Below are 15260 nucleotides of genomic sequence, written 5' to 3' on the forward strand. Positions count from 1 at the left end.
CTTATTACCTCTTTACCTCTGTGAACCTGCTCCTATCAAATAACAGGATGAGAGTGAGAAACGGTGCATTATCGGCGATAAGGCACCGCAAACCTATTATTGATGGTACGGTTTAGACAAGGCGTGCACCGCATCAACAAATATGCCCGCATTTTCCGGTGGCACATCTAAATGGATACCGTGTCCGAGGTTAAAGACATGGCCCGTTCCACCATGACCGAACCCTTCAAGAATGGTCGCCACTTCTTGGCGAATACGATCATGCGGAGCATAAAGCATAGATGGGTCCATATTACCTTGCAGCGCCACCTTGTCACCGATACGCGCTTTGGCGTCGGCAATATTGATGGTCCAATCAAGCCCTACAGCATCACAACCCGTTGCTGCAATCTGCTCCAGCCACATGCCACCGTTTTTGGTAAACAGAGTGACGGGTACGCGGCGACCTTCATTTTCACGAATTAAACCATCCACAATTTTGTGCATATACTGTAGTGAAAAGAGGTTGTAGTCGCGCGGCGTCAGTACTCCGCCCCAAGTATCAAAAATCATAACAGACTGAGCACCCGCTTTGATTTGTGCGTTAAGGTATTCAATAACACTGTCTGCCAGTTTATCGAGCAAGGCGTGCAGCACGCTAGGATCGGCGTACATCATTTTTTTGATCTTAGTGAAGGCTTTTGAGCTGCCACCTTCCACCATATAAGTCGCGAGTGTCCATGGGCTGCCTGAAAAACCGATCAATGGAACTTTACCTTGTAGATCTTTGCGGATCTGGCGTACGGCATTCATCACATATTGCAGTTCGCCTTCCGGATCCGGTAAGCCAATTTTATCGACATCGGCTTTACAAGTGATCGGGCGTTCAAACTTTGGCCCTTCTCCCGCTTCAAAATACAAACCCAATCCCATGGCGTCAGGAATGGTTAAAATATCAGAAAATAAAATAGCGGCATCTAATGGAAAGCGACGTAATGGCTGTAATGTCACTTCAGAAGCTAGCTCAGCATTTTTACACAGCGCCATAAAATCGCCCGCTTCGGCACGCGTTGCGCGATACTCTGGCAAGTAACGTCCCGCTTGGCGCATCATCCATACAGGGGTGCAATCGACAGGTTGTTTTAACAGTGCACGCAAGTAGCGATCATTTTTTAATTCAGTCATTCCGTCTTCCAATTTAAAGCTTGTTATTTTTTGTGGCGTTATTCTAGCACTGAATAAGCGCCAAAAACGGTGTGCTTTGCAAGCGAGATCATGTTATTAACTTTTAAATCAATGGTTAATTTGCAAGCAACCTTTAACGGTGTTAAAAATTTGTTCGCTAGCGAAAACTATAATTATAAACTGAGTACTCTGTACTCGGCATCTCATAACGACATCTTACTTACCCCCTCCTTCACCGGAGGGTTTTTTTTAGCAATGCGGCAGTGAATCTTTCTCGATTTCGCTTAACGTGTGCTCTATTAATGCTCTGGCTATCGTCCCTTCGGGCGCAACGGGAGGCAAAGCACTTGCTAAAAACCATTGCGCATCACTCAATTCACTATAGTCGGGTTTTATCGTGCCAGAGTCATATTCCGCCACAAAGCCCATCATCATACTCGATGGAAATGCCCAAGGCTGGCTACCAAAATAGTGAATATTTTTCACATGAATCCCCGTTTCTTCAAGCACTTCACGTGCCACGCACTGCTCTAACGTCTCCCCGACCTCTAAAAAACCAGCAATAACGGTATACATGCCGTTACGATGCCTTGGGTGCTGGGCCAATAAAATTTTATCCTGATTTCGTACCGCGACAATAATGCAAGGAAAGATACGCGGATAATGTAACGTTCGACACTCAGAACATTGCATCGCCAATTGGTTATGGTTTAGGTAATTTCGCCCACCACATTGTGGACAAAAACGTAACGTTTGGCTCATGTGACCATATTGAAGCGCCTTGCTGATCGCCAAAAATAGTTCTGGTTTGAGGTGCAACAATTCGCGTAATGAAGTCATTTCTCGCTCGCCATCAAGATCGGCATCATTAACCCACATCACTGGGTAACCATCACAACTATCTACCACCACCGCTTTTTCTAAAGGCAGGGAATATTCGCCCGCAGATCCTAGCGGTAACTCACCATTGATGGTCCAGATCTCACTTCCGGAAACTACACACCAATAAGCGATTTTTGTATCACTATTTTTCAACATGTTGCGACCTCTCTTCTTGCAGTTACCCCATTTTACTGGCAATCTAAATTCATACCAGAATTTGTAACGTTCCAAATTTAGTTCTATAAATTCTAGTAAGGACAATGAGTTGTATCTACGAAGTGCAACCCTACGCAAAGGAAACGGTCACCAGCTTTGTGACCCGATCATGAGGGCATGGTCATGCTAAAAAAACTAAAACGCACACAAGAGCAATGGGGCGGTTACAGTGACGTTATTGATCACTGGTTAAACACGCGACAAACCTTAATTGTAGAGTATTGCAAATTAGCCGCGCTGCAACCTTGCACCGCCAAAACGAATGTTAACGGGCTTCCCTCGCCAGAAGAGCTGCAACGTTTTTGCCAACAACTGGTGGATTATATTTCCGAAGGTCACTTCAAAATCTACGATATGGTGATGGATAGGTGGCGTGCAACCGGCTTTGAAGCCACCGATGAAATTAATCAGACTTATGGGAAAATTATTGTTACTACCGAGCCGTTACTCAATTTTACAGATAAATACGCGGCAGTGAGTGATGAGGATGATCTCGAAAACTTTGACAACGACCTTTCGCTAATTGGTGAAATTATTGAAGTGCGTTTTGGAGTGGAAGACAGTTTGATTCAACTTATCGCGGACAGCTTGGCTATCCCTCCTGGTGCTTAATATTGAATATTTTGCTGTAATCATTCGCGTAGATTAATTAAGCGCAACAAAAAAGGCACCCGAAGGTGCCTTTTTTAATCAGCGCTGAGATTACTCTTCAGAAGAGAAACCTGCGTTTAGCAGTGCCGCTAGGTTATCTGTCGCTTGTTCAGCAGACGGGCCTTTTAGCTGTGCCGCACGTTTAGCTTGACGTTCTTGGTGGTAAGCGAAACCTGTACCCGCTGGGATCAGACGACCAACGATTACGTTTTCTTTCAGACCGCGAAGATCATCACGTTTACCAGAAACAGCCGCTTCTGTTAGTACGCGAGTTGTCTCTTGGAACGATGCCGCAGAGATGAACGATTCAGTCGCTAGAGATGCTTTAGTAATACCTAGTAGCTCACGCTCGAAACGAGCAGGCTGTTTGCCTTCGGCTTCTAGGTTACGGTTTGCAACTTTCACTTGTGAGTATTCAACTTGCTCACCCGCTAGGAACTCAGAGTCGCCAGCATGAGTAATCGTACACTTACGTAGCATTTGACGAACGATAGTTTCAATGTGCTTATCGTTAATCTTAACGCCTTGCAGACGGTAAACTTCTTGAACTTCGTTAGCGATGTAAGACGTTACAGCATGGATACCACGTAAACGTAGGATATCGTGCGGAGTCTCAGGACCATCAGCAATAACGTCACCACGTTCGATCTTTTCACCTTCAAACACGTTAAGTTGACGATGCTTAGGAATCATTTCTTCATAAGTTTCGTCACCCTCACGAGTGATGATTAGACGACGTTTACCTTTGGTTTCTTTACCAAAGCTCACAGTACCTGTGTGCTCAGCAAGAATCGCAGGCTCTTTTGGTCGACGAGCTTCAAACAAGTCAGCTACGCGAGGTAGACCACCCGTGATGTCTCGGTTACCGCCAGATTTTTGTGGAATACGCGCTAATGTGTCACCAATACCAACTTCAGCACCATCTTCGATGTTAACGATCGCTTTACCCGGTAAGAAGTATTGAGCTGGCATATCAGTACCAGGGATCATGACATCTTTACCTTTCGCATCAACAAGTTTGATAGCTGGACGCATATCTTTACCTGCTGCTGGACGAGCGGCAGCTTCGGTTACTTCGCTTGAAGATAGACCCGTTAGGTCATCTGTTTGGCGAGAAACCGTTACACCATCAATCATATCAACGAATTGGATGCGACCAGCCACTTCAGTGATGATTGGCATGGTGTGCGCTTCCCAGTTAGCCACTGTTTGACCAGCTTCAACCGCGTCGTTATCACCTTTACTCAACACAGAGCCGTAAGGCAGTTTGTGTTTTTCTTTCGTGCGACCAAATTCGTCAATGATAGTCAGCTCTGATGCACGAGATGTGATAACCAGCTTCTTATCTTTGTTGATAACGAACTTAGCGTTGTGAAGTTTCACAGAACCTTTGTTCTTCGCTTGGATGCTGTTCTCTGCCGCAGCAGTAGAAGCCGCACCACCGATGTGGAACGTACGCATCGTTAACTGTGTACCCGGCTCACCGATAGATTGAGCAGCAATAACACCGACTGCCTCACCTTGGTTCACTAGGTGACCACGAGCAAGGTCACGACCGTAACATAGCGCACAACAGCCGAAGTCCGCATCACAGGTTACCACTGAACGTACTTTCATATTATCGACAGAGTTCTCATCGATAATCTGACACCACTTCTCATCAATCAGAGTATTACGTGGAATAAGTACTTCTTCAGTGCCTGGCTTCATCACATCCTCAGCCACAACACGACCAAGAGCCAGTTCAGTTAAAGAAACTTTAACATCACCACCCTCGATATGAGGCATCATGTCGACACCTTCTTGAGTGCCACAGTCATGCTCTGTTACCACAACGTCTTGTGCAACGTCTACTAAACGACGAGTCAGGTAACCTGAGTTCGCTGTTTTAAGTGCTGTATCGGCTAGACCCTTACGTGCACCGTGGGTAGAGATAAAGTACTGTAGTACGTTCAGGCCTTCTTTAAAGTTTGCTGTGATAGGCGTTTCGATGATTGAACCATCTGGACGCGCCATCAGACCACGCATACCTGCAAGCTGACGAATCTGAGCAGCAGAACCACGAGCACCCGAGTCAGCCATCATATAGATGCTGTTAAACGATTCTTGTTGTTCTTCTACACCATCACGGTTGATCACGGTTTCAGAAGATAGGTTATCCATCATCGCTTTCGCAACACGGTCGTTGGTAGACGCCCAGATATCGATAACTTTGTTGTAACGCTCACCCGCCGTAACAAGACCTGATTGGAACTGTTCTTGGATTTCGCGTACTTCTTCTTCAGCTTCAGCAATTTCAGTGTATTTCGCTGCTGGTACAACCATGTCGTCGATACCAACTGACACGCCTGACAGTGCTGCATAAGCAAAACCGGTGTACATGATTTGGTCAGCAAATACGACCGTATCTTTCAAACCAAGCTTACGATACGCTTCGTTTAATAGATTTGAGATCTGTTTCTTACCAAGCTTCTGGTTCACGATGCTGTATGGCAGGCCTTTAGGCACGATTTGCCATAGCATGGCACGACCGACAGTCGTATCGACCATCTTAGTCTCAGTTGTGCTGTAACCATCTTCATCAACAACGGTTTCAGTGATACGTACTTTAACGCGTGCGTGTAGCGCCGCTGTCTTAGTACGGTATGCCTTCTCAGCCTCTTTAGGGCCAGCCAGGTACATACCTTCACCTTGCGCGTTGATTTTTTCGCGAGTCATGTAGTACAGACCCAAGACCACGTCCTGTGAAGGTACGATGATCGGATCACCTGATGCTGGCGACAGAATGTTGTTCGTCGACATCATCAGTGTACGAGCTTCAAGCTGTGCTTCTAAAGTTAGAGGCACGTGAACCGCCATTTGGTCACCATCGAAGTCCGCGTTATACGCCGCACACACAAGTGGGTGCAGTTGAATCGCTTTACCTTCAATCAGTACAGGTTCGAACGCTTGAATACCAAGACGGTGCAGTGTTGGTGCACGGTTTAGTAGTACTGGGTGTTCACGAATCACTTCGTCTAGGATATCCCAAACAACCGCTTCTTCACGCTCAACCATTTTCTTAGCTGCTTTGATCGTCGTGGCCATGCCGCGAGTCTCTAACTTGCTGTAGATAAATGGTTTAAATAGCTCAAGTGCCATCTTCTTAGGAAGACCACACTGGTGCAGACGTAAATATGGACCTACTGTGATTACAGAACGGCCTGAGTAGTCTACACGTTTACCAAGTAGGTTCTGACGGAAACGACCTTGTTTACCCTTGATCATATCAGCAAGAGATTTCAGAGGACGCTTGTTAGAACCTGTGATCGCACGACCGCGACGACCGTTATCAAGTAGCGCATCAACAGACTCTTGCAGCATACGCTTTTCGTTGCGTACGATGATGTCCGGAGCTGCTAGCTCTAGAAGACGCTTCAAACGGTTGTTACGGTTGATCACACGGCGGTACAAATCGTTCAGATCAGATGTCGCAAAACGACCGCCATCTAGTGGTACTAGAGGACGTAGATCTGGCGGAAGTACCGGAAGCACAGTCAGGATCATCCACTCAGGGTTATTACCTGAGCTGATAAACGCTTCAACAAGCTTCAGACGCTTAGTCAGTTTTTTGCGTTTAGTTTCAGAGTTAGTGGTTTGTAACTCCTCACGCATCATCTCTGTTTCAGCGACAAGATCCATTGAACCCAATAGGTCTTTGATCGCTTCTGCGCCCATCTTCGCCGTGAACTCATCGCCCCACTCTTCTAGACGGTCAAGATACTCTTCTTCAGTAAGCATCTGACTCTTTTCTAGATCCGTCATACCCGGCTCTGTTACTACATACATTTCGAAGTAAAGAACACGTTCGATATCACGTAGAGGGATATCCATTAGCAGACCGATACGAGACGGTAGCGATTTTAGGAACCAGATGTGAGCAACCGGTGATGCAAGCTCGATGTGGCCCATACGGTCACGACGAACTTTAGTTTGTGTAACTTCAACGCCACATTTTTCACAGATCACGCCACGGTGTTTCAGACGCTTATATTTACCACAAAGACATTCGTAGTCTTTGACTGGACCAAAAATACGCGCACAGAACAGACCATCACGTTCAGGCTTGAACGTACGATAGTTGATCGTTTCAGGTTTTTTAACTTCACCAAAAGACCATGAACGAATCATGTCAGGTGAAGATAGACCGATTTTGATTGCATCAAATTCTTCGGTCTTATGCTGTGCTTTTAGAAAGTTTAATAAGTCTTTCACAATCAGCTCCTGTAAGGAGTTAAAAGGCGCTCGGCGAGCGCCTTTCTACCAGGATAATCCAGAGGGTTTACCGCCAAGATTACTCTTCGTCTTCTAGCTCGATGTTGATACCTAGCGAGCGGATCTCTTTCAGCAATACGTTGAAAGACTCTGGCATGCCAGGTTCCATGCTATGGTTACCATCAACGATGTTCTTATACATCTTCGTACGACCGTTAACGTCATCTGACTTAACAGTAAGCATTTCTTGTAGTGTATATGCAGCACCGTATGCTTCTAGTGCCCACACTTCCATCTCACCGAAACGCTGACCACCGAACTGAGCTTTACCACCAAGTGGTTGCTGAGTTACTAGGCTGTACGAACCTGTTGAACGAGCGTGCATCTTGTCATCAACAAGGTGGTTCAGTTTGAGCATGTACATGTAACCGACAGTTACAGGACGCTCGAATGCATCACCAGTACGACCATCAAACAGTGTTAGCTGACCAGAAGTTGGTAGGTCGGCTAGGCTTAATAGTTCTTTGATTGATGCTTCTGACGCACCATCAAATACTGGAGTTGCAATCGGTAAACCACCACGAAGGTTGTTCACAAGAGTACGAACATCACCATCAGACAGAGCAGCAATATCTACTTTCTGACGCGTATCGCCAAGATCATAAACCTTCTGTAAGAACTCACGCTGCTTAGACAGCTCTTGTTGTTCTTTAACCATTTGGTTGATCTTGTCACCAATACCTTTTGCAGCCAGACCTAAGTGAACTTCAAGGATCTGACCGATGTTCATACGTGACGGTACACCTAGTGGGTTTAATACGATATCAACCGGCTGACCGTTTTCATCGTAAGGCATGTCTTCAACAGGGTTGATCTTAGAGATTACACCCTTGTTACCGTGACGACCTGCCATCTTATCACCAGGCTGGATACGACGTTTCACCGCTAGGTAAACTTTAACAATCTTCAGAACGCCAGGCGCTAGATCATCACCTTGAGTGATTTTGCGACGTTTCGCTTCGAACTTCTTATCGAAGTCAGCTTTTAGCTCATCCCACTGCTCAGCAAGCTGTTCAAGTTGAGATTGTAGCTCGTCGTTTTCTAGTGTTTGTTCTAGCCATTTCTTACGATCAATCGCATCAAGCTTCGCTTCAGAATAGCCACCATTGATCAGTACAGCTTTCACACGCGCTAGTAGACCACCTTCAAGAATTTGGAACTCTTCAGTAAGGTCTTTCTTCGCTTCTTTTAGCTGCATGTGTTCAATTTCAAGCGCACGCTTGTCTTTCTCTACGCCATCGCGAGTGAAAACTTGAACATCGATAATGGTACCTGAAACAGAGTTTGGTACACGCAATGACGTATCTTTAACATCAGAGGCTTTTTCACCGAAGATTGCACGTAGTAGCTTCTCTTCTGGAGTTAGCTGAGTTTCGCCTTTCGGCGTTACTTTACCAACTAGGATGTCACCACCCTTAACTTCAGCACCAATGTAAACGATACCTGACTCGTCTAGTTTAGACAGAGCCGATTCACCTACGTTTGGAATATCCGCTGTGATCTCTTCAGAGCCCAGCTTAGTATCACGAGCCACACAAGAAAGTTCTTGGATGTGGATAGTCGTGAAACGGTCTTCTTGAACGACGCGCTCAGATACTAAGATCGAGTCTTCGAAGTTATAACCATTCCAAGGCATGAATGCGATACGCATGTTTTGGCCAAGCGCTAGCTCACCAAGGTCTGTTGAAGGACCATCAGCAAGGACATCACCGCGAGCTACAGGTTCACCTGGCATCACAGTAGGACGTTGGTTAATACATGTGTTTTGGTTCGAACGTGTGTATTTAGTTAGGTTGTAGATGTCGATACCCGCTTCACCAGATACAAGTTCATCTTCATTAACTTTAACTACGATACGAGACGCATCAACTGACTGCACCATACCGCCACGTTTGGCAACGGCAGTTACACCAGAGTCAACCGCTACATTACGTTCGATACCAGTACCAACCAACGGCTTCTCAGCGCGTAACGTTGGAACCGCTTGACGTTGCATGTTCGCACCCATCAATGCACGGTTCGCATCATCGTGTTCTAGGAACGGGATAAGCGAAGCGGCGATTGATACGACCTGGTTGGTCGCAACGTCCATGTAGTCAACATGTTCACGAGGGTGAAGACCAGATTCACCTTTTTGACGAGCTGTGATCAGCTCATCTGCAAACGTACCTTCTTCAGTCAGAATGGCGTTTGCCTGCGCGATAACAAATTGACCTTCTTGGATAGCTGACAAGTAATCAACTTCATCAGTCACCACACCATCAACAACACGACGGTACGGAGTTTCTAGGAAACCGTATTCGTTACAACGTGCAAATGCTGACAATGAGTTAATCAGACCGATGTTCGGACCTTCTGGCGTTTCGATCGGACATAGACGACCGTAGTGAGTTACGTGTACGTCACGTACCTCAAAGCCAGCACGCTCACGAGTTAGACCGCCAGGACCCAATGCAGAAATACGACGTTTGTGCGTCACTTCTGAAAGTGGGTTGTTCTGGTCCATAAACTGAGAAAGCTGTGAAGAACCGAAGAATTCTTTAACGGCCGCAGAGATAGGCTTCGCATTGATCAAATCTTGAGGCATGATCGCATCAAGATCGCCAAGGCTTAAGCGCTCTTTCACTGCACGTTCAACACGCACAAGACCTACGCGGAATTGGTTTTCAGCCATTTCACCAACAGAGCGAATACGACGGTTGCCAAGGTGGTCGATATCGTCCACTTCGCCAATGCCGTTACGAATGGCGATCAACTTCTTCATCACTTCGATGATATCAGTTTCGTCAAGCGTACCAAGCTCGCCGGCATCTTCACGCTCAATTGAGCTGTTGAACTTCATACGGCCTACTGTTGATAGGTCATAGCGTTCTTCTGAGAAGAATAGGCTTTCAAACAGCGATTCGGCTGCTTCTTTTGTTGGTGGCTCGCCAGGGCGCATCATGCGGTAGATTTCTACTAGCGCAGAAATACGATCAACCGTACTGTCGATGCGGAGCGTCTCAGACACAAATGGACCATGATCAAGATCGTTCGTAAATAGAACTTCAAGTTTCTTATAGCCCGCTTGTGAAAGATTCGCTAATGCTTCCAAGCTAATTTCTTGGTTTGCGCTAACGATGACTTCACCAGTTGCTTCATTGACATAATCTTTAGAAGCGACTTTACCAACGATGTACTCAACGGGTACTTCGATAAAATCAACGTTATCTTTTTCTAGTTGACGAATATGACGAGCCGTTACACGACGACCTTTTTCGACATAAACGGTACCATTTGCTTCAATATCAAATGACGCTGTTTCGCCACGCAGGCGCTCAGGTACCAACTCCATAAGAAGAGTTTGGTCTTTGACTTCAAACTTCACTTTTTCGAAGAACAGATCCAAGATCTCTTCTGTCGATTTACCAAGTGCACGAAGAATGATCGATGCAGGCAGTTTACGACGACGGTCAATACGCACGTATAGGTTATCTTTTGGATCAAACTCAAAATCTAACCATGAACCACGGTAAGGGATAATACGTGCGTTATAAAGAACTTTACCTGATGAGTGAGTTTTACCCTTATCGCTGTCGAAGAATACGCCTGGGCTTCGGTGCAGCTGGGATACGATAACCCTCTCAGTACCATTAATTACGAAGGTACCATTGTCTGTCATGAGTGGAATTTCACCCATGTAGACTTCTTGTTCTTTAATATCTTTTACAGTACCTGCTGGCGCGTCTTTATCAAAGATCACTAGGCGTAGTTTTACGCGTAGTGGCTTAGAATAAGTTACACCACGAATTTGACATTCTTTAACGTCAAAAACTGGCTCACCAAGACGATAGCTAACGTATTGCAGCTCAGAATTGCCGTTATAGCTCTGAATAGGAAATACAGAACGAAAAGCAGCCTCAAGACCGTATTGTCCTTCAGGATCCTGTTCGATAAACTTGTCGAACGAATCGAGCTGGATCGATAGCAGGTATGGAATGTCCAACACTTGTGGACGAGTACCAAAGTCCTTACGGATGCGCTTTTTCTCGGTATAAGAGTAAACCATGGGGTTCCTCAGCTCGCTGATAAGTGACCCAAACTGCCCACCAATTATTCAAAAATAAAGGGTCATAGGACAGTGACTAACAGCTGTTTACTGTAGTAACACAACATCACTCAAAAATGATAGTTTGTGTGCTTTTGCACGAGTATAAGCGTCTAAACAGCGGGAAAATTCACCCATACCCTACAGCGCAAAAAGGCCGGTGGTCAATAAACCACCAGCCATTAGCCTTGCGGCTAAGAAATTAAGTAATAATTACTTAACTTCAACAGTCGCACCAGCTTCTTCTAGCTCTTTCTTAAGTGCGTCAGCTTCTGCTTGAGAAACTGCTTCTTTAATTGCAGCTGGAGCGCCGTCAACTAGAGCTTTAGCTTCTTTAAGACCTAGGCCAGTTGCGCCACGTACTGCTTTGATTACAGATACTTTGTTTGCGCCAGCAGCAGTTAGGATTACGTCGAATTCAGTTTGCTCTTCAACAGCTGCTGCTGCTGGGCCGCCTGCAACTACTGCAGCTGCAGCAGAAACACCGAACTTCTCTTCCATAGCAGAGATAAGTTCAACAACTTGCATTACAGACATTTCTGCAACTGCATCTAGGATTTGCTCGTTAGTAATAGACATAACAATTCTCTTTTAAGTCAACAATAAGTTTATTTAGCAAACAATAAAAAGCAATGCGAATTACGCAGCTTCTTTTTGATCGCGGACAGCAGCGATAGTACGTACCAGCTTGCCAGCAGAAGCTTCTTTCATGCACATCATTAGGCGTGCGATTGCTTCGTCGTAAGTTGGTAGTGTCGCTAGTAGTTCAGCGTCAGTTAATGCGCCTTCAAATGCAGCTGCTTTGATTTCAAAGTGCTTGTTCTCTCTAGCGAAGTCTTTAAAAAGACGCGCTGCAGCACCTGGATGCTCGTTAGAGAATGCGATCAAAGTAGGACCTACGAATACGTCTTGTAGACATTCGTAAGCTGTGCCTTCCACTGCGCGACGTGCTAGAGTATTACGAACAACTCTCATGTAAACACCCGCTTCACGAGCTTGTTTACGTAGAGAAGTCATCGCGCCTACTTGAACGCCACGAGAGTCAGCAACAACTGCAGAAAGTGCACCACTGGCCGCTTCGTTGACTTCAGCAACAATTGCTTGTTTGTCTTGAAGGTTTAAAGCCATCTTGGATTTACTCCTGGTTGTCGTTACACCACTCACTATTATCACAACAGTGAGAGTTATTTCGGTGCAGTCCCAGAAGAAAGTTTATCTATTCAAAAAATAAATTATGCTTTCTGTCAGTTCGGGCACCATCTACGTAGGTACGATTAAGTCATTTATCAACCAGACAAATAACGCCTACGGTCTTGGACGGAGACTGGGTCATAGTTCTAAGAACTAAAATCAGCCCCAACCACAAATATTAGGCGCAGAATTATACACAAATTCCACACCTAATCAAATGTATTATTACGCTTGAGCGTTTAGCGTGTTCTGATCAACAGCAACACCAGCACCCATCGTAGTAGAAATGCTTACTTTCTTCAGGTAAGTACCCTTAGCAGAAGAAGGTTTCGCTTTCTTAAGTGCAACTAGAAGAGCTTCTAAGTTCTCTTGAAGTTGGTTAGTTTCGAAAGAAACTTTACCGATAGTTGTGTGGATGATGCCGTTTTTGTCGTTACGGTAACGAACCTGACCTGCTTTAGCGTTCTTAACCGCTTCAGCAACGTTAGGAGTTACAGTACCAACTTTAGGGTTTGGCATTAGACCGCGAGGACCAAGAATGGTACCTAGTTGACCTACAACGCGCATTGCATCTGGAGAAGCAACAACAACGTCAAAGTTCATTTCGCCTTTCTTCACTAGCTCAGCTAGATCTTCCATACCCACTAAATCTGCACCAGCAGCTTTAGCCGCGTCAGCGTTTGCACCTTGAGTGAACACTGCAACACGTACTTCACGACCAGTACCGTGTGGCAGAACAGTTGCACCACGTACGTTTTGGTCAGATTTACGAGCATCAATGCCAAGGTTCACAGCAACGTCTACAGACTCAACGAATTTAGCCGTTGCAAGTTCTTTAAGAAGAGCTACAGCTTCGTTGATTTCGTATTCTTTAGTTGCGTCAACTTTCTCACGGATAGTGCGCATACGCTTAGTTAGTTTTGCCATGATATTAACCCTCTACCACTAAGCCCATTGAACGAGCAGTACCCGCAATAGAACGTTTCATCGCTTCAATGTCAGCACCAGTCATATCAGCCGCTTTCGCTTCTGCAATTTCTTGGATTTGAGCATCAGTAACCGTGCCCACTTTTTCAGTGTTTGGACGGCCTGAACCAGACTTGATGCCTGCAGCTTTCTTCAGAAGAACAGCAGCTGGAGCAGTCTTAGTTACGAACGTGAAAGAACGGTCGCTGTATACAGTGATAACAACTGGAGTAGGCAAGCCTTTCTCCATTGATTCTGTTCTTGCGTTGAACGCTTTACAGAATTCCATGATGTTAACGCCACGTTGACCTAGTGCAGGACCAACTGGTGGACTTGGGTTCGCCATACCAGATGCAACTTGCAACTTGATATAAGCTTCAACTTTCTTAGCCATGATATTTCCTAAATGTGGGTACAAACGCCAATCAGCTGATCAGCTCCCCGGTTACTTTGTCATAAAGACGTGTAAATAAGGCGCGAAATTATAATCACATTTCACGCCCTTAACAACCCTAAAAGATGTTTTTTTAATCAAGCTTATCGACTTGGCCAAACTCAAGTTCAACAGGAGTTGCACGACCAAAGATAGATACTGACACTTTAATGCGGCTCTTCTCGTAATCCACTTCTTCAACGGTGCCGTTGAAATCAGCAAATGGACCTTCATTAACACGAACCACTTCACCTGCTTCAAACATCGTCTTAGGACGCGGAGCTTCGCTCGCTTTCTCTAGACGATTAAGAATCGCATCGGCTTCTTTGTCAGTGATAGGTGCAGGACGATCGGAGGTTCCACCAATGAAACCCATTACACGAGGAACACTACGAACTAAGTGCCAGGACTCATCATTCATGAGCATCTGTACCAATACATAGCCTGGGAAGAACTTGCGCTCACTTTTACGGCGTTGACCTGCACGCATTTCAACAACTTCTTCGGTTGGAACAAGAACTTCACCGAAGAATTCTTCCATTGCGTGCATCTTGATATGCTCACGCAGCGATTGCGCTACGCGGCCTTCAAATCCAGAGAAGGCTTGAACTACATACCAGCGTTTTTTAGGAGCTTCACTCATGTATTAAACCCTCTATACCCCAGTCACGAAAGCGACAAGACGAACCATAATGCCGTCGATGCCCCAAAGTGCTAGAGCCATTACGATACTTACAGCTAAAACGATTAATGTTGTTTGCATGGTTTCTTGACGTGTCGGCCATACCACTTTGCGAACTTCCATACGAGATTCACGCGCAAACGCAATCGCCGCTTTTCCTTTTGTGGTTGTCGCAGCAACACCGAGTGCTGCAATAATCAGCGCAACCACACCTGCAGCGCGAAGCACTACAGACATTTCACCATACAGGTAATTACCCACAACAGCGGCAGCTAACAGAGCAAAAGTGACAATCCACTTAAATGTGTCTGCTGCACTTGAGCTATCAGGAATTTCAGCATTGTTTGCTTTCATAAACCAACCTGTTACAAGTCTTAACATAGACGACAACAACCCCGCTGTTGCAGGGCAAATCCATAGCACAGGTAAAGCTACCTATACATACTCATCAAGATAGAAATGTCTCTATCTTAAATCCTTTGCACTGGCTTTATCGACCAACAAATCGACAACGGCCAAATTTAGTGCAGAAAAAGGGCATCAAATGATGCCCTTTTTGGTAGTCGTTAGTCAAATACTATTCGTATTTAAACGGCTAAATCAGCAATTAAGCGATAACTTTAGCAACAACACCAGCACCTACTGTACGACCGCCTTCACGGATCGCGAAACGT

11 protein-coding genes are annotated in these 15260 nt (G+C 45.5%); 1 reads left to right on the forward strand and 10 read right to left on the reverse strand.

Going from position 1 to position 15260, the window contains the following annotated elements; genetic code table 11:
- Positions 1–96: 96 nt before the first annotated feature.
- Entirely contained in the window at positions 97–1164 is a 1068-nt protein-coding gene (hemE, locus tag DD616_RS16315; RefSeq protein ID WP_208871925.1) for a uroporphyrinogen decarboxylase, read from the reverse strand.
- Between the two features lie 249 nt (positions 1165–1413).
- A complete protein-coding gene (nudC, locus tag DD616_RS16320; protein WP_170889804.1) occupies positions 1414–2199 on the reverse strand; it encodes an NAD(+) diphosphatase in 786 nt (261 codons plus the stop codon).
- 180 nt (positions 2200–2379) lie between these two features.
- Between nudC and DD616_RS16325 the strand changes: the two genes are divergently transcribed.
- On the forward strand, positions 2380–2874 hold the full coding sequence (locus tag DD616_RS16325; RefSeq protein ID WP_013857948.1) for an Rsd/AlgQ family anti-sigma factor: 495 nt from the start codon (positions 2380–2382) through the stop codon (positions 2872–2874).
- A 90-nt stretch (positions 2875–2964) separates the two neighbouring features.
- Here the strand turns inward: DD616_RS16325 and rpoC are convergent, their stop codons facing one another.
- From rpoC to secE, 8 genes are all read right to left on the reverse strand, one after another.
- Positions 2965–7167 (reverse strand): DNA-directed RNA polymerase subunit beta', encoded by a 4203-nt coding sequence (rpoC, locus tag DD616_RS16330; protein WP_013857949.1) that lies wholly within the window; start codon positions 7165–7167, stop codon positions 2965–2967.
- 79 nt (positions 7168–7246) lie between these two features.
- Positions 7247–11275 carry a DNA-directed RNA polymerase subunit beta gene (gene rpoB, locus DD616_RS16335; RefSeq protein ID WP_010318961.1) on the reverse strand — a complete coding sequence of 1343 codons (4029 nt, stop codon included), beginning with the start codon at positions 11273–11275 and terminating at the stop codon, positions 7247–7249.
- A gap of 252 nt (positions 11276–11527) precedes the next feature.
- On the reverse strand, positions 11528–11893 hold the full coding sequence (gene rplL, locus DD616_RS16340; protein ID WP_010318962.1) for a 50S ribosomal protein L7/L12: 366 nt from the start codon (positions 11891–11893) through the stop codon (positions 11528–11530).
- A gap of 60 nt (positions 11894–11953) precedes the next feature.
- Positions 11954–12442 carry a 50S ribosomal protein L10 gene (rplJ, locus tag DD616_RS16345; protein ID WP_026027617.1) on the reverse strand — a complete coding sequence of 163 codons (489 nt, stop codon included), beginning with the start codon at positions 12440–12442 and terminating at the stop codon, positions 11954–11956.
- A gap of 288 nt (positions 12443–12730) precedes the next feature.
- Positions 12731–13432 carry a 50S ribosomal protein L1 gene (rplA, locus tag DD616_RS16350; protein WP_096035909.1) on the reverse strand — a complete coding sequence of 234 codons (702 nt, stop codon included), beginning with the start codon at positions 13430–13432 and terminating at the stop codon, positions 12731–12733.
- A gap of 4 nt (positions 13433–13436) precedes the next feature.
- Positions 13437–13865: a 50S ribosomal protein L11 gene (gene rplK, locus DD616_RS16355; RefSeq protein ID WP_010318965.1), complete on the reverse strand. Its 429-nt coding sequence runs from the start codon at positions 13863–13865 to the stop codon at positions 13437–13439.
- Positions 13866–13998: 133 nt separating this feature from the next.
- Positions 13999–14547 carry a transcription termination/antitermination protein NusG gene (nusG, locus tag DD616_RS16360; RefSeq protein WP_013857954.1) on the reverse strand — a complete coding sequence of 183 codons (549 nt, stop codon included), beginning with the start codon at positions 14545–14547 and terminating at the stop codon, positions 13999–14001.
- A 12-nt stretch (positions 14548–14559) separates the two neighbouring features.
- The gene (secE, locus tag DD616_RS16365; protein ID WP_026027616.1) at positions 14560–14940 is read right to left on the reverse strand and encodes a preprotein translocase subunit SecE; all 381 of its coding nucleotides are present in this window, start codon (positions 14938–14940) and stop codon (positions 14560–14562) included.
- Positions 14941–15260: the final 320 nt, after the last annotated feature.

The organism is Vibrio anguillarum (assembly GCF_003390515.1).
GTDB classification, from domain to species: domain Bacteria; phylum Pseudomonadota; class Gammaproteobacteria; order Enterobacterales; family Vibrionaceae; genus Vibrio; species Vibrio anguillarum.